Origin of the sequence: Arthrobacter humicola, assembly GCF_022803015.1 — a bacterium.
Classification (GTDB): Bacteria; Actinomycetota; Actinomycetes; order Actinomycetales; family Micrococcaceae; genus Arthrobacter; species Arthrobacter humicola_A.
Genome location: NZ_JAFKON010000003.1, coordinates 414,983 through 431,391 on the forward strand (window position 1 = coordinate 414,983; position 16,409 = coordinate 431,391).

Annotated in this window: 12 protein-coding genes; all 12 read right to left on the reverse strand. The window is 68.3% G+C overall.

Going from position 1 to position 16,409, the window contains the following annotated elements:
- Positions 1–12: 12 nt before the first annotated feature.
- Positions 13–1,230, reverse strand: coding sequence for a cell division protein FtsZ (gene ftsZ, locus ARTB_RS09330; protein ID WP_079553943.1), 1,218 nt, complete (start codon positions 1,228–1,230; stop codon positions 13–15).
- Positions 1,231–1,484: 254 nt separating this feature from the next.
- Positions 1,485–2,414, reverse strand: a complete 930-nt coding sequence (locus tag ARTB_RS09335; protein ID WP_243179522.1) for a cell division protein FtsQ/DivIB — start codon at positions 2,412–2,414, stop codon at positions 1,485–1,487.
- Positions 2,407–3,807: a UDP-N-acetylmuramate--L-alanine ligase gene (murC, locus tag ARTB_RS09340; RefSeq protein WP_243179523.1), complete on the reverse strand. Its 1,401-nt coding sequence runs from the start codon at positions 3,805–3,807 to the stop codon at positions 2,407–2,409. Before murC ends, ARTB_RS09335 begins: the two co-directional genes overlap by 8 nt.
- 4 nt (positions 3,808–3,811) lie before the next feature.
- Positions 3,812–5,014, reverse strand: a complete 1,203-nt coding sequence (gene murG, locus ARTB_RS09345; RefSeq protein ID WP_243179524.1) for an undecaprenyldiphospho-muramoylpentapeptide beta-N-acetylglucosaminyltransferase — start codon at positions 5,012–5,014, stop codon at positions 3,812–3,814.
- 10 nt (positions 5,015–5,024) lie between these two features.
- Positions 5,025–6,554: a putative lipid II flippase FtsW gene (gene ftsW, locus ARTB_RS09350; RefSeq protein WP_243179525.1), complete on the reverse strand. Its 1,530-nt coding sequence runs from the start codon at positions 6,552–6,554 to the stop codon at positions 5,025–5,027.
- A gap of 2 nt (positions 6,555–6,556) precedes the next feature.
- Entirely contained in the window at positions 6,557–8,158 is a 1,602-nt protein-coding gene (gene murD / locus ARTB_RS09355) for a UDP-N-acetylmuramoyl-L-alanine--D-glutamate ligase (RefSeq protein ID WP_439954109.1), read from the reverse strand.
- Positions 8,140–9,249: a phospho-N-acetylmuramoyl-pentapeptide-transferase gene (gene mraY / locus ARTB_RS09360; protein WP_028275881.1), complete on the reverse strand. Its 1,110-nt coding sequence runs from the start codon at positions 9,247–9,249 to the stop codon at positions 8,140–8,142. The genes murD and mraY overlap by 19 nt, the downstream gene beginning before the upstream one ends.
- The gene (locus ARTB_RS09365) at positions 9,246–10,823 is read right to left on the reverse strand and encodes a UDP-N-acetylmuramoyl-tripeptide--D-alanyl-D-alanine ligase (protein ID WP_243179527.1); all 1,578 of its coding nucleotides are present in this window, start codon (positions 10,821–10,823) and stop codon (positions 9,246–9,248) included. The genes mraY and ARTB_RS09365 overlap by 4 nt, the downstream gene beginning before the upstream one ends.
- A gap of 6 nt (positions 10,824–10,829) precedes the next feature.
- Positions 10,830–12,491 (reverse strand): UDP-N-acetylmuramoyl-L-alanyl-D-glutamate--2,6-diaminopimelate ligase, encoded by a 1,662-nt coding sequence (locus ARTB_RS09370; RefSeq protein ID WP_243179528.1) that lies wholly within the window; start codon positions 12,489–12,491, stop codon positions 10,830–10,832.
- A gap of 195 nt (positions 12,492–12,686) precedes the next feature.
- On the reverse strand, positions 12,687–14,489 hold the full coding sequence (locus ARTB_RS09375) for a peptidoglycan D,D-transpeptidase FtsI family protein (protein ID WP_243179529.1): 1,803 nt from the start codon (positions 14,487–14,489) through the stop codon (positions 12,687–12,689).
- 41 nt (positions 14,490–14,530) lie between these two features.
- A complete protein-coding gene (locus tag ARTB_RS09380) occupies positions 14,531–15,241 on the reverse strand; it encodes a hypothetical protein (RefSeq protein WP_243179530.1) in 711 nt (236 codons plus the stop codon).
- Positions 15,238–16,236 (reverse strand): 16S rRNA (cytosine(1402)-N(4))-methyltransferase RsmH, encoded by a 999-nt coding sequence (gene rsmH / locus ARTB_RS09385; RefSeq protein WP_243179531.1) that lies wholly within the window; start codon positions 16,234–16,236, stop codon positions 15,238–15,240. The genes ARTB_RS09380 and rsmH overlap by 4 nt, the downstream gene beginning before the upstream one ends.
- Positions 16,237–16,409 lie beyond the last annotated feature (173 nt).

Genomic DNA, 16,409 nt, shown 5'->3' on the forward strand with positions numbered 1-16,409 from the left:
GAGCGGAACTGTTTACTTGAGGAAGTCCGGGACATCAAGGTCATCGGAGTGCCGGCCGGACAGGTCCGGCTCCACGACGGCCGGAAGGTCGACGTCGAAGCCCGAATCGGCCGGTACGGCAGAGGGGCGCTGCTGGCCCCAGCCGCCGTAGCCGGAGGCGCCGACGGTGGCGTGCAGCGGCTGGACCGGGGCGGAGGCGGGTGCCTGCGCCGGCGCCGGGGCGGCGGTCGCGGGCCGCTGCGGCGCGGCCGGCAGGGACTGGTCCATGGACGGCGAGGTCGCCTTGACGTCGTCGAAGCCGGCGGCGATGACGGTGACGCGTGCCTCGTCGCCGAGGGCGTCGTCGATCACGGCACCGAAGATGATGTTGGCCTCCGGGTGGGCGACTTCCTGCACCAGGCGGGCTGCCTCGTTGATTTCGAAGAGGCCAAGGTCCGAACCGCCCTGGATGGACAGCAGCACGCCGTGCGCGCCGTCGATCGATGCTTCCAGCAGCGGGGAGGCGATGGCCAGCTCCGCGGCCTTCACGGCGCGGTCTTCGCCGCGGGCAGAACCGATGCCCATCAGCGCGGAACCGGCACCCTGCATGACGGACTTGACGTCGGCGAAGTCGAGGTTGATCAGGCCGGGGGTGGTGATGAGGTCCGTGATGCCCTGGACACCGGAGAGCAGGACCTGGTCGGCGGAACGGAACGCGTCCAGGACCGAGACGTTGCGGTCGCTGATGGAGAGCAGGCGGTCGTTCGGGATCACGATCAGGGTGTCGACTTCATCGCGCAGGGCGTCGATGCCGGCCTCGGCGGAGCCGGCACGGCGGCGGCCTTCGAACGTGAAGGGGCGCGTCACGACGCCGATGGTCAGGGCACCAAGGGACCGGGCGATCCGGGCGACAACGGGGGCGCCGCCGGTGCCGGTTCCGCCGCCTTCGCCGGCGGTGACGAAGACCATGTCTGCGCCCCGGATGACCTCTTCGATTTCATCGGCGTGGTCCTCCGCGGCCTGCCGGCCAACTTCAGGGTTCGCGCCAGCACCGAGTCCACGGGTCAGCTCACGCCCGACGTCGAGCTTGACGTCGGCATCGCTCATCAACAATGCCTGGGCATCGGTGTTGATGGCAATGAATTCGACGCCGCGAAGACCGACCTCGATCATGCGGTTGACTGCGTTCACGCCACCGCCGCCGATGCCGACGACCTTGATGACGGCCAAGTAATTCTGCGGAGCTGCCACGTTACGTGTCCCTTGTTCGTGTACTAATGCGAAAACTGATCGAGTCCTGCTTGAAGCTTTGAACCTTAACCTTCGACTTGAAGGTTATAGTTATGTCAAGTAACTCATGTCTGTGACGGTATTTCCTATGCAGGGGACATTCAATAACCGCCCGGGGCGTGTCGCGCGAATACCGGGCAAATAGCCCCTGTAAGTAGTCCCGCGGGCAGCTGGACGTCCGCTGGACACCCGGCCGCGGCGGATCCGATTGCCGGCTACCGTGTGACAGGGTGCCGGGGCACGCTGACATCGTAGACCTTCACCGGGTTTTTGGGGTCGGCCGGGACCTTCAGGAGGGCAGAAAGGACCCGTGCCTTCAGCTCCTTCTCCCCCGCGTTGCCCCAGACGATTGTCTGCCCGTCGACGAGTTTGAGTTCGACGGCGTCGGCCGACGCGGCAGAGGCGTTGGAGAGCCGCGCCAGCACATCCGCCGGCAGGGCCCCCAGGACCGCCGTGATGGCCTGGAACAGGTCCTTCGGCAGCGTTCCGCTGCCGCCGTCGATCACCGGCAGCGATACCGAGGCGGCATCGGCGGTGGTGCTGAGCTGGACACCGTCGACGTCCACCAGCTGGAAGGTCTTGCCCTGCTTGACCAGGGCCACGGGAATGCGCTCGGTGACGTGCACCTGCAAGGTGGCGGGCGGCAGCGCCTTCGCGGTGACGTCCTTGACCTGGACCAGCGGCTTGAGCAGGGCTGTGACCTCCTCCTCGCTGATCTGCGGCAGCGGCTTGCCCTGAAGGGGCGCGAGTGCGGCCTGGACCTGATCCGGGTGCAACATCTTTGTACCCTCCACCGTGACCGAGCGCAGGGCCAGCACCGGCGAGTAGACGGCGGCCGCGACGATCCCCGCCATCAGCACAGCCACGATCCCGATGGTGCTCAGCAGGATCCGCCGGCGGCGCTTGCCCTTGGGCTCGGGGAAGGACAGCACCTTGCCGGGACCGTTGTCCGGGGTGCCCTGCGGGTTCTGCGGATTGCGGGACCGGCCGACGGCGGTGTCCGCGGCGGTGTCCGTGGCGGTCTTGGACGCAGAAATGACATCCGTGCCAGTACCGGCGGACGGCGGCCGGGAGCCGGATCCGCCGGTGCCGGACCCGCTAGTGCCGGACCCGCCACGGTAGGTGGGGCGCCTGGTGCTAGGCACCGGCGGCCTCGGCCGTCAGGGCCTCGACAATCAGCGGCCCGTAGGCCGTGACGTCCCCGGCGCCGGCGGTCAGCACGATGTCCCCGGGGCCGGCGGCCGCCAGCAGCGCCCGCACAGCCTCCCCGTCGGGTCCGACAAGGCGGCCGCCTGAGCCCAGGTGCTCGGCGATCAGCCCGCTGGTGACCCCTGGAATGGGATCCTCGCGGGCAGGATAGATGTCCAGGACCAGGGCCGTGTCCGCCGTGTTGAGCGCTTCGGCGAACTCGCGGGCAAATTCGCGGGTTCGGGAAAACAGGTGCGGCTGGAAGAGCACGTGCACCTTGTGCTCCCCGGCGACGGCACGTGCCGCGGACAGGGCGGCGCGGACTTCCGTGGGGTGGTGGGCATAGTCGTCGTAGACGCGGACGCCGCGGCCCTCCCCCTTGAACTCAAAACGGCGCGAGGCGCCGGAGAAGTGGGCCAGTGCCGCCGCAGCGGTGTCGGGCGCGACGCCGAGTTCGACCGCCACGGCAAAGGCGGCGGCAGCGTTGAGTGCGTTGTGCCGGCCCGGAACCTGCAGTTCGACGCCGAACGTGCCCGCCGTCGTCGAGATCCCCATCCGGCCAGGTCCCGCGTCGTGCAGCCGGATGGCGGCGTCGGCGGCGGTTCCGTAAAGCACCACGCGGGTGTTGCCGCGGGCCAGGGTGCGCTCGGCCAGTGCCCTGGCCCCGGGGTCGTCAGCGCACGCCACCAGGACGCCGTCCGCCGGGAGCAGTGCCGTGAAGCTGTCGAAGGAAGCATAGACGGCCTCGGCGGTGCCGTAGAAGTCCAGGTGGTCCGGCTCGACGTTGGTCACCACGGCGATCGTGGGGCGGTAATTCAGGAAGGAGCCGTCCGACTCGTCGGCCTCGGCGACGAAGATGCCCGCCGTGCCGTGTGCCGCGTTGACTCCGAGCGCCGGGACGTTGGCGCCGATCGCGAAAGACGGGTCCAGCCCGGCGCCCTGCAGCAGCACCGTGATCATGGAGGTCGTGGTGGACTTGCCGTGCGTTCCGGCGACTGCCACCACAGTGTCATCCGCCATCGTGGCGGCCAGCGCCTCGGAGCGGTGCAGCACCGGGAGTCCGGCGGCACGGGCCGCTGCGAGCTCGGGGTTGTCGGCCCGGATCGCGGAGCCGGCGACCACCGTCTGGGCGTCTCCCAGGTTGCCGGGAGCATAGCCGACGGCGATCCGCGCCCCGGCGGCCGCGAGGTCCGCCATGACGGGCAGCGACTTGGCGTCGGAGCCGCTCACCGGGATGCCGCGGGCCACCATGATGCGGGCAACGGCGGACATGCCGACGCCGCCGATGCCGATGAAGTGGACGCGGCCGAGGGATTCCAGGGCATGCGTGCCGTGTTGGGGCTGGGTCATTGCTCTACTGCTTCCTGCCGTGCTGGTTCGGGCCCTGCTGTTTCGGACGCTGCTGTTTCGTGCCCGGTTGTTTCGGACGCTGCGGATTCCCGCTGTGCTCGTTCGAAGACGCGACGTCGAGGATGAGATCGGCCATGCGCCGGTCGGCGTCGCGGATGCCGAGCTGTTCGGCGCTGGCTGCCATCCGGGCCAGCCTGTCCGTGTCCAGCAGCAGGGGAATGATGTTCCCGCTGATCCAGTCGGCGGAGAAGGCCTTGTCATCGACGATCAATGCGCCTCCCGCGGCGACCAGGCCCGCGGCGTTCAGCGCCTGCTCGCCGTTGCCGATGGGCAGGGGCACGAAAACGGCAGGCACGCCCACGGCGGCCACCTCGCAGACCGTGGCGGCTCCGGCACGGGCCAGCAGCAGGTCCGCCGCGGCATAGACGGTTTCCATGCCGTCGACGTACTCCACCTGCCGGTAGCCTGGCGCGGCGAGCGGTTTGCCGTCGGCGTCGTGGACGGACTTGCCGCGGCCGGTGATGTGCAGGGTCTGCACGCCGGCGTCGGCGAGGGCCCCTACGGCCGCAGCGAGCGACCGGTTGATGCTCTGGGCGCCCGAGGACCCGCCCGTGACGATGAGCGTCGGCCGGTCCGCGTCCAGGCCGAGCGCCTGCCGTGCACCGGCCCGGGCGGCCGCGCGGTCGAGGCCGGAAATTTCGGGGCGCATGGGCATGCCTACGTGCCGGGCGGCGCGGCCCAGTTTGGTCTCGGCGAAGGCCACTGCCACGTGGGCGCCGAGGCCTGCGCCGACACGGTTGGCCAGGCCGGGACGGGTGTTGGCCTCGTGGACCACGATTGGGATCTTCCGGCGCCGGGCAGCGAGGTACATCGGTGTGCACACGTACCCGCCGACCCCCACCAGGACGTCGGCGCCGGCCTCGTCCAGGATGGAACCCGCCTGCTTCACCGCACCGGCCATCCGGCCCGGCAGCCGGAGCAGATCCGCGGAAGGCTTGCGCGGGAGCGGGACACGGCTGATGGTGGCAAGGTCCAGGCCGGCCGCCGGGACGAGCCGCGCTTCCATTCCGCCGGGGGTCCCGACAGCCAGAAGCTGCACTCCGGGGTGGGACTGCCGGAGGGCGCCGGCAATTGCCAGCAGCGGGCTGATATGGCCGGCGGTTCCGCCGCCGGCAAGGACCACGGACAAGGGCGACTCGGTGTTCATGAAGGGCTGTTTACGCTTTCGTACGGTTCTTGGTGGCGGGGCTCTTGGCGGGGCTCTTGCTTGCGGGGGCCTTGGTGGGGCTCTTACTTGCGGGGGCTTTGGGTCGGGCTGCCGTGCGGGCGGCGGACCGGCTGGAGGCCGTGCTGGCGGCGGACCGGCTGGCGGCAGTCCTTGCAGCCCGGGCAGCGCGGGCCCTCCGCACGGAATTGGCAAAGGCGGCCGGGCCGAACCTGAGCATCTTCTTCGGCTGCATGCCCGGGTCCATCTGGGCCCGGGCCAGGGACAGGACGACGCCGATTGCGCACAGCGACATCAGCAGGGCCGAGCCGCCATAGGAAATGAACGGCAAGGGGACACCGATCACCGGTGCCAGCCCGGTGACCACGGCCATGTTGACGCTGGCTTGGCCCAGCAGCCAGACCATGATCGTGCCGGCCAGGACGCGGTGGAAGACATCGTGCTGGGCGACGACCACGCGGTAGATGGCGGTGCCGAGGATGGCGAACAGGACCAGGACGACGATCGTGCCGACCAGTCCGAGTTCCTCGCCGATGATCGCGAAAATGAAGTCGTTGTGCGCTTCCGGGATCCAGCTGTACTTCTGCCGGCTCTGGCCCAGTCCGACACCGAACCAGCCGCCGGATGCGAGCCCGTACAGGCCGTTGGTGGACTGGTAGTTCAGGTCGGAGCCGTCGGCGCAGGTCTGGCCCGTCCATGACAGGATGCGGCACATCCGGTTCGGGCTCGTGACGGCGAGGATCGTCGCGCCAAGGGCCAGGACCGCCCCGGCGAAGCCGAAAAGGTACAGCCGCACGCCGGCGAAGAACAGCGCGGCGGCCACGATGATCATCACGATCATGGCCGTCCCGAGGTCGTTTCCGGCCAGGATGAGGCCCAGGACCGCAATGGCGCCCGGGAGCACGACCGGAATGAGCGCGTGGCGCCATTCGTGGAGGAGCTTGGCCTTGCGGTCAAGCACGGTGGCCATCCAGAGCGCGAGGGCAAGCTTGGCGGCTTCGGAGGGCTGGAACGTGAACGGACCGACGTCGATCCAGTTCTGGTTGCCCAGCGCGCTGCGTCCCACGAGGAGGACCAGGCCCAGCAGCGCAATGGCCAGGAAGATGAGCGGCCAGGCGAAGCGCCGTAGCCAGACCACGTTCACGCGGGAGAGGACAAGCATCGCGAAGACGCCAATCGCGGCGAATCCGCCCTGTTTGAGGGCGGCCGAGTACGGCGACTCCCCCGCGGCGATGGCTTCTACGCTGGAGGCCGAGAGGACCATCATGATCCCGATCGCAGTCAGCGCCAGGGTGGAGCCAAGGATCAGGTAGTACGTGGATCCGTTGCGGGACTTGCCGGTGCCTTCCAGCGCGGACCAGAATCCGCGGCTCCAGGCACGCACCCGGGCCGCGGGGGTGACGGCGGGGCCGCCGGCCGTTGGCCGTGCCGCCGAAGGGGACGGACGGCCGGCGGGCGTGCCAGTGCTGGCCCCGCCTGCGGCGGATCGTGCCGCCGTCGTACGTGTGGGCGTGCTGACCATTGTTACTCCTCGCTGGTCTGAGCCTGCCCTTCCACGAGCTCGCGGACAGCTTCGATGAAGGCATCGCCACGGTGAGCATAGGAAGAGAACTGGTCCATGGAAGCAGCCGCCGGGGCCAGCAGCACAGTGTCCCCGGAGGCGGCCAGCTGAGCCGCCGAGGCAACGGCCTGGGCCATCACAGTCTCGCCGAAAATCGGCGAAGGGCCTGCGTCGGCTTTGGCCATACCGGCAGTCTGCACGTCTTCAGTCTCGCCCTTGCCCTGCCCGATCACGGGGACATCCGGCGCGTGTCGCTTCAGGGCGGCCTGCAGATCGCTGGAGTCCGCGCCGATCAGGACCACGGCCTTGAGCCGGCTGCCCTGTTCCTGGATCAGGGAGTCGTAATTCACGCCCTTGGACAAGCCTCCCGCGATCCACACCACATTCTGGAATGCGGACAACGAGGCGGCGGCGGCGTGGGGGTTGGTGGCTTTGGAATCGTTGATCCACAGCACACCGTCGTGCCGGGCCACCAGCTGGATCCGGTGGTCTCCCGGAAGGTAGTTCAGCAGGCCCTTGCGCACAGCCGATGGCTCCACCCCGTAGGCCCTGACCAGGGCAGCGGCTGCCAGCGCGTTGGCCACCATGTGGCGCGGCGCCACCGGTCCCAGGTCGGCGATCGAGGCGAGTTCGGCCGCGCTGTCCTTGCGTTCGGCGATGAACGCCCGGTCAACCAGCAGCCCTTCCACGACGCCGAGCATGCTGATGGCCGGGGTCAGTGTGGTGAATCCCACGGCCCGGCAGCCTTCCACCACGTCCGCGTCCTCGACCATGCGTTCGGTCTCGATCTGCTCGGCGTTGTAGATGCAGGCCTTCTGCGTGTTCGCGTAGACCTTGGCCTTGTCGGCGAGGTAGGAGGCGTAGGAGCCGTGCCAGTCCACGTGGTCTTCAGCGACGTTGAGGCACACGCTGGCCACCGGCGACACCGAGTGGCTCCAGTGCAGCTGGAAGCTGGACAGTTCCACCGCGAAGGCGTCGTAGTCCACGGGATCGCGCAGGGCGTCCAGGATCGGGGTTCCGACGTTGCCTACGGCGATCGCCTTCAGGCCGGCGGCCTGGAGCATGGACTCGGTCAGGCCGACCGTGGTGGTCTTGCCGTTGGTGCCGGTGATGGCCAGCCAGTCGGCGGTCTTGCGGCCCTCGCGTTCGCGGAGCCGCCAGGCGAGCTCGACGTCGCCCCACACCGGAATGTGCGCCCGCGCCGCTGCGGCGAGCAGGGCCTGGTCCGGGCGCCAGCCCGGGGACGTGACCACCAGGTCCGGCTTCTGCCCGTCGATCTTCGGAACAGACTCCACCGCATCCTCGCCCAGCAGGACGTCCACGGCGCCGACGATCCGGAGCGTGTCGGCCTGGGCCAGCGCCTTGGCGCTGGTGGCGGCGTCCACCACCACCACCCGGGCGCCGAGTTCAATGAGGGTGTCGGCGGCGGCGAATCCGGAGACGCCGATGCCGGTGACCACGACGCGCAGGCCGGCCCAGTCGGAATCCCAGGTGGTGAGTCCCTGCAGCCGGGGCGAGGTGGTGAGCGGGGCGGGGATGGGACCGGTCACAGCAGCACCACCCATTCGGCGTAGAAGATGCCCAGGCCGGCGGCGACAAACAACCCGGACAGGATCCAGAACCGGACCACCACCGTGACTTCGGCCCAGCCCTTGAGTTCGAAGTGGTGCTGGAGCGGTGCCATCTTGAAGAACCGTTTGCCCTTGGTGATTTTGAAGTAGCCCACCTGGATGATGACCGAGAGCGTGATGAGGACGAAGAGCCCGCCGATGAAGGCCAGCAGCAGTTCAGTGCGGGACAGGATCGCGAAGGCTGCGACGGCGCCGCCGATGGCTAGGGAGCCGGTGTCGCCCATGAAGATCTTTGCTGGCGAGGTGTTCCACCACAGGAAGCCGACCATCGCCGCACTCAGGATGGCGGCCAGCAGGGCCAGGTCCAGAGGGTCGCGGACCGAGTAGCAGCCGCTGCCGGCCTGCCTCGGGGATCCGCAGGCCTGGTTGCTTTGCCAGATGCCCATGAGCGTGTAGGCCCCGAACACCATGACGGAAGCGCCGGCGGCCAGGCCGTCGAGGCCGTCGGTGAGGTTCACGCCGTTGGTCGCGGCCGTGACGATCAGGTTGGACCACAGCACAAACAAGATGGCGCCGAGCACGGTTCCGGCGAACGCGAGGTTAAGCCACGGAATATCGCGCACCAGCGAGATCTGGGTGGACGCCGGGGTCAGGCCCGCGGCATTCGGGAAGTTCAGCGCCAGCACGGCAAAGATGATGCCAACAGCGCCCTGGAGGATCAGCTTGGCCTTGGCGTCCAGGCCCAGGCTGCGCTGCTTGGAGATCTTGATGAAGTCATCCAGGAATCCGACCAGCCCCATGCCCACCATGAGGAAGAGCAGGAGAAGCCCGGAGGCGCTTGGCCCCGGTGAGTGCGGGTTCATCATCCACATGATCAGGTGCGTGAGCCCGTAGCTGACCAGGACCGCGACGACCACAACGGTGCCGCCCATTGTGGGCGTGCCCCGCTTGGTGTGGTGGGAGGTGGGTCCGTCGTCCCGGATGAATTGTCCGTAGCCCTTGCGGACCAGGAACCGGATGAACAGCGGGGTGCCCACAAACGCGAGGAGCAGCGCCATTCCGGCGCCCATCAGCAGTGCAATCACAGCTGTGCACTCCCTTCTGTGGCGGTTGCGGCAGTTCCCTCAGCAAGTCGCTCGGGAGAGTCTTGGGTGGCATGTGGGGGTAATGCTATCCGATCCCCCAAGTGGCGCAGCCCGATGCCGTTCGAAGACTTGAACAGGACCAGGTCGCCCGGCTGGAGCTCGGCTTGGAGAAGCTCGTAGGCCTCGTCCGCCGTCTCGGCGAAAACGCATTCGTCGCCCCAGGAGCCTTCGTTGACGGCGGAGACATACAGCGACCGCGCCTCCCGGCCCACCACGACGAGCCGGGAGATGTTCAGCCGCACCACCTGGGTGCCGACTGCCATGTGCTCGCGGATGGAATCCGGGCCCAGTTCCAGCATGGCGCCCAGGACCGCCCAGGTGCGGCGGCCGTGGCCCAGTTCGGCCAGCGTCCGCAGTGCTGCCCGCATGGACTCCGGGTTGGCGTTGTAGGCATCGTTGATGACGGTCACGCCGTCGGGACGCTCCGTGCGCTCCATCCGCCAGCGGCTGGCGGCGGTCTGAGCGCTGAGCGAGGCCGCGATCTGCGCGCCGGGGATGCCGGCCGCGTGCGCCGCGGCCGCGGCCGCGAGGAGGTTGGCCATGTGATGGGCGCCGATCAGCTTGGCGGCGACGTGGTGCCGGGTTGGTCCTTGCTCTGCTTTCCCGTCCGTCACGTCGGCGGGCAGGTAGAGCTCAAACTCCGGGTGGCCGTCGGCGTTCAGTTCCACATCCGCGGCCCTCACCACATCGGCTTGGGCCACGTCGGTCTGGATGGTGTTGTCCTGGCCGGTGGTGGCCGCGCGTGAGGTGTAACCGAGCACGCGGGCCCGGGTCCGGGTGGCCATCGCGGCGACGCGGGAGTCGTCCAGGTTCAGCACGGCGGTGCCCGCGGCCGGGAGCGCCTCCACGAGTTCGCCCTTGGCGACCGCGATGTTCTCGACGCCGCCGAACTCGCCGGCGTGGGCGGAGCCGACGCCGAGGACGACGCCGATCTCCGGCCGGACCATGTCCGCGAGGTATTGGATGTGGCCGATGCCCGTGGCGCCCATCTCGATGACGAGGTAGCGGGTGTCGAAGTCGGCTTTGAAGACTGTGAGCGGCACGCCGATCTCGCCGTTGTAGGACCCTTGCGGTGCAACTGTGGCACCTTCGGCGCCGGCGGCCGTGAAGATTCCGGCGAGCAGGTCCTTCGTGGTGGTCTTGCCGGCGGAGCCGGTGATGCCAACCACGGTGAAAGCGGCGCCGGCCGCGGCGCGGCTGGCGCGGATCCGGCGGACGGCTTCGGCGGCCAGCGCGCCCATGGCGAGGACAGCGTCCTCAACGACGACGGCGGGATAGTCCGTTCCGGCGGCGTCGGCCACTTCGCGCTCCACGAGCGCCAATACGGCGCCCCGGGCAAAGGCTGCGCCGACGAAGTCGTGTCCGTCGGCGTTCTCCCCCGGTTTGGCCACATAGAGGGAACCCGCCGTGGCCTCGCGGGAGTCGGTCACCACGGAGGCGGGGGTAATTCCCGGTTCCGCGGCGAGCCGGCCGTTGGTTATGTCGGCGATTTCCGCCGCTGTAAATGCAATCATCTCGGTTTAGGACTCTATCCGGTGGTCTTCGAGAACGGTGAATCCCCGTGCTGTCAAGGCGTTCCGAAGCTCCACCCGGTCATCCAGTGCCAGGTTGACTCCCTTAACTTCCTGCCAGACCTCGTGCCCGCGCCCGGCTACCAGGATGGTGTCCCCGGCCCCGGCGAGCTCCACGGCCTTCAGGATGGCGGCGTCGCGCGGGAAGACTTCCAGGACTGTGCAGTTCAGGCCTTCGTCGTCCTTGGCCGCCAGGGCCCCGGCAAGGACGTCCGCACGGATGGCTGCCGCGTCCTCGTCGTGGGGATCGTCGTCGCTGACAATCACGGTGTCCGCCAGCCGCGCCGCGATGGCCCCCATCGCGGGGCGTTTGCCTTGGTCCCGCTGGCCGGTGGCGCCGAAAACGATGATCACTTTGGATCCGGGTTCCGGGGACCGGACGGCTTCGAGTGCACGGGCCAGGGCGTCGGGGTTGTGCGCGAAGTCCACCACGGCGGCCGGTGCCGTGGATACGAGCTGCATCCGGCCGGGCACGGCGACGGTGAAGGGATCCGCGGCGTCGAGGGCGGCCTGCACCGCGGCCGGCTCGTGGCCGCCGGCGAGGACCATCACTGTGGCCAGCGCTGCATTGGCGACGTTGAAGCCGCCCGGCAGGCCCGTGTGGACGCGCAGCTCGGCGCCGTCGCGGTGCCGGAGGACGAAGTCTGAGCCGAGGCCCCGCGGAGCAGTCCGGGCAACGGTCCAGTCCGCGGTCCCGTCGGCGTCAGCCGGCCCGGCGCCGTCGGTCCCGGCCGTGGCCAGGGTCGTGACCGGGATTTCGGCGGTGGCCGCGAGCTTGCGGCCCCAGTCATCATCGATGGTGACCACGGCGGCGCGGGCGCGTTCCGGCGTGAACAGCCGGGCTTTGGTCTGGAAGTATTCCTCCATGGTCCCGTGCAGGTCCAGGTGGTCCTGGGTGAGGTTCGTGAAGCCGGCGACGTCGAACACCACGCCGTCGACGCGGTGGAAGGACACGGCGTGCGAGGAAACCTCCATGGAGGCGGCATCGAGCCCGCGTTCGCGCATGAGCGCCAGCAGCGCGTGCACATCCGTGGATTCGGGCGTGGTCAGCAGGCTCGGGATCGGCTCCCCGCCGGCCAGGATCTCAATCGTCCCGATCAGCCCGGTCCGCTTGCCCAGCGCCCGCAGCAGGGCATTGATGAAATAGGTGGTGGTGGTCTTGCCGTTGGTGCCTGTCACCCCGAAGAGGGCCGGTGCCCCGGCGCCGTCGGGCCTGCTCTGGTAGATGAGCGCGGACAGCCGGCCGACCACGCTGCGCGGCTCGTGGGCCAGCAACACCGGGACGGCGATGTCATGGCCCAGGGCCACCAGGCGCGCCCCGGCGTCGTCTGTCAGGACCGCCACGGCGCCGGCGTCGACGGCCTGCGACACGAAGTCGGCCCCGTGCCGTGTGGCGCCCGGCAGGGCCACGTACAGGTCTCCCGGGCGGACCGACCGGGAGTTCAGGGATATCCCGGTGACCTGGACGGAGCCGGACGCACCGGGAACGGCCACGCCGATCGCCGCGCCAATGGCTGCCAGCGGCACTGCGGCAACCGCAGTGGGCCGGAAGCCCTGGTTGGAGTCATGGCCGGACGGCGCGGAAGCATCGGGGTCGGTGAGCTCTGACAAAGTGGATCTCCGTTGTGGTGCTAGTGGATCGGGCACTGAATGAATCGGGCACTGAATGAATCGGGCACTGAAAAATCTGGCACTGAATGAATCGGGCACTGGTAGATCGGGACCTGCGCACGCGGAAATGCTCCGGCGCGCAGGCAATGGGTGTGGCGTCGGCTGGTGATTTCCGGGTGCCAGGTGGAACAGGCGCTACTTGGCGTACTGCGGCAGCCGCGCGGGTTCGCCGGTGGAGGGCTGGACGTTGAATGTGCGCAGCGTCTGGCTCATCACCGAACGGAACACCGGTCCGTTGGTGATTCCGAAGATGCTTCCCTTGGGCCGTTGCAGGACCACCTCAACAATAAACCGCGGATCGTCCATGGGCGCCATTCCGATGATGGAGGCTGTATAGCCGCAGAACCCTGATTTGCCGTCGTCGCAGGGTGATTCGGATGTGCCGGTCTTGGCGCCCACCCGGTACCCGTCGATAGCAGCCTCTTTGATCTCACCCTCGGTTACGGCGCTCTCAAGGATGTCGCGGACCTGTTTGGCGGTTTCTTTGGAGACGACCTGCTGCGGGGCCTTGGCCGGGACTTTTTCCTCGGCACCGTCCGGGTTGATGTAGCTGTCGATCAGCCGGGGCTGGAGCATCACGCCGTCGTTGGCGATGCTTTGGTAGGCCCGGACGGTCTGGAGGGTGGTTTGGGCGACGCCCTGGCCGAAGAGCACGGTGTATTGCTGGCGCCCGTCCCACTGGTCGGCCGGGGTCAGGATGCCCTTGGATTCGGCCGGCAGACCGATGTCGGGGGCATCGCCGATGCCGAACTTCCGCAGCCAGTCATAGCGCTGTTCCTTGCTCAGTCGCTGGCCCACCATGACTGTGCCGGTGTTCATGGAGTAGCCGACAATGCCCGCCAGCGTCCGCTGCTCAGTGCCGTGTTCGAACGCGTCGCTGAAGGTCTGGCCGTCCACGGTGTAGGTCGGTGGAATGGTGAACCTGTCCAGCGGGCTGGACTTTCCTTCCTGGATCGCAGCTGCGGCCGTGATCATCTTCTCCACCGAGCCGGGCTCGTAGGCGGCGGTGACGGCCCGGACGCCGCGGTCCTCGGCGGCAACCTTGCCGGGGTCGTTCGGATCCGGGGAGTCGGTATCGGCCATGGCCACGATGTTGCCGGTCTTGGCGTCCTGGACCACAATCACACCCCACTCGGCGCTGAGCTTGTCCTTCTGGCTTTGGATGGCCTGCTGGGAAAAGTACTGCAGGTCCGAATTCAGCGTGAGTTTGATGTCCTTGCCGTTCACCGCCGGCGTCAATTGGTCCACGCCCACCGGGATGCGCAGTCCGTCGGCGCCGATTTCAAACAGCCGCTTGCCCGGTGTGCCTTTGAGTACCTCGTCCTGGGTCTGCTCGAGGCCCGCCTGTCCGGTGCTGCCGTCCTTGAGGAAACCCACAATTCCGCCGGCCACGGAGCCGTTGGGGTACACCCGCTTGCTGGTGCCTTCGGTGACGATGCCGGGAATCTGCAGCTTGGACACCTTGTCCTCCATGTCCGGCTTCAGGTCCTTGGCCACGATGTAGTAGCGCTGGGTTCCTGTCAGGGCATCGCGGAGGGTGCCTCGGTCCATGCCGAGCACGGCGGCGAGTTCGGAGATGCCCTGGTCCCGGGTGACCTTGACGAGTTCGTCCTTGCCGTTGATGGTCTCGAACCGGCGGAAGGATTCGGTCTTGGTGTTGACTGTCTGGTCCACCACGACGTTGTAGCGGATGACGCTGCTGGCCAGGACCGCGCCGGAGGAATCAAGGATGCTGCCGCGCTCCGCGGGCAGCACGGTGGGCGTGAGCCGGTTGTTGAGGGCGGCCTCAGCCAGTCCCCCGATGTCCAGGCCCTGGACCATGAACAGCTTGCCGCCGACCACCAGCAGGAGCGCCAGCATGATGCCCAGCCCCACGCGGAGCCGCCGGGTGGGGTTTGGGGCTTTCGCCTTGCTTGCCCTGCCGGAGTTCTTCGCCACGGTGAGTCCTTGCTGCTTGCCTTGCTGGTGGTCAGTGAACGTTACTGCCCCGGCGTCTTCTGTGCGGGGGCCGGAACCGAGCCGCCGTGGAGTTCCACGGCGGGGGCGGCGGTTTTCGGTGCGGGTGCGGGCTTCACAGCTGCCGGCGCCTTGTCTGTGTCCGCCGGTTTGGTGTCTGCCGCCTTGCGCTGGGCGAGAGGCTCGTTCTCCGTGGCCGGCCCCTTGCGCTGGGCGAGAGGTTCGTTCTCCGTGGCCGGCGGGACCACCGTGAGCTGCCCGGCGACGGCCGGTGCAGCGATGACGGCGCCCGGGGCATCACCCTTGACGGCCGGCTTGGCCTTACCGGTGACATTGAGGGTGGAGAGGTCGATCTGGCCCTTGGCGACCGAAGCCACCATGCCCAGCTCCGTGGCCTTGGCCGCCAGGTTCTGCGGGGCGTCGAAGTTCTGCACCTGCTGGGTGAGGTCCTGGTTCTGCTTGGTCAGTGTGGTCTGTTCACTGCGGAGCTGGACCAGCTGGTACTGGGCGGAGGAGACGGAGATGTTCAGGACCAGCACGGCCATAAGGGCAATCGCCAGGAGTCCGAAGCAGAGCACCACGAACGGTGCGCGGCGCTTGCGCGGCACGGAGCGGACCACCGACAGCGGGGTGCGTGCCTTGCGGGGCTGGTCAAGGCCGGGGCGGAGGCCGGGCAGGGCACGGGCAGTGGCGCCCTGGGCAACGGGGTAGCTGTTGACGGCGGCGGTGCTCATGCGGCTCTCCTGGCTTTGATGCGTTCGACGGCGCGCAGCCGGGCGGAAGCTGCGCGGGGGTTTTCGGCGATTTCAGCGGCGGTGGGTACCTCGGTGCCCTTTGTCAGGGTTTTGAGTTCGGCTTTGTGCTCTTCGAGCTCGACCGGGAAGCCGAGCGGCGCCGAGGACTTCGATCCGGCCTGGAAGAAGCCCTTGACGATCTTGTCTTCCAGGGAGTGGTAGGACATGACCACCACGCGGCCGCCGAGGGCGATGGCCTCGATCGCTGCCGGGATGGCGCGCTCGAGGACGTCCAGTTCCTCGTTGACCTCGATCCGGAGCGCCTGGAAAGTGCGCTTCGCGGGGTGGCCGCCGGATTTGGCGGCACCGGCGGGCACCACGGCCCGGATCTGCTCGACCAGTTCGCCGGTGGTGGTGAAGGGCTTTTCGGCGCGCGCGGCCACGATCCTGTTCGCGATGCGGCCGGCGAACTTCTCTTCGCCCCACTTCCGGATGATCCGGACGAGTTCTTCTTCGCTGTAGTTATTGACGACGTCGGCGGCCGTCTGGCCCCGGCTCGTGTCCATCCGCATGTCCAGGGGCGCGTCGAAGGAGTAGGCGAAGCCGCGTTCCCGCTCGTCCAGCTGGAGCGACGATACGCCGAGGTCCATGAGCACACCGTGGACTTCGGTGAAGCCCAGGTCTTCGAGGACGTCCGGGATTTCGTCGTAGACGGCGTGAACGAGGTCGGTCCGGTTCTCGAAGGGCGCCAGCCGGGCCCCCGCCAGTGCCAGGGCCTCCTCGTCGCGGTCGATGCCGATCAGGTGAAGGTCCGGGAAGCGCTCCAGGAGGGCCTCGGAGTGTCCGCCCATGCCGAGCGTCGCGTCGATCACCACGGGGGTCTCACCGCGGCTCCGTGCGGCCTCGATGCCGGGGGCCAACAAATTGATGCACCGGTCCTTGAGGACCGGTACATGGCGTTCGGACGTCGGCTTCGCCTGGTCGGGATCCGTCATGCCTTCGTCCTTTCGTTGGCCTTGTTTGCTTTGAGCTTTGCTGGTTGCGCTTTGCTGGTTGCGGATTGCTTGGTACTGCTCTTACGCAACGTTCCTTGGTCCAGATCCCCATCCGCGCCTATCCTGCGCCGGCCTGGCTCCGGGGAAGTGAGCCAGGACAACAACCGGATGGG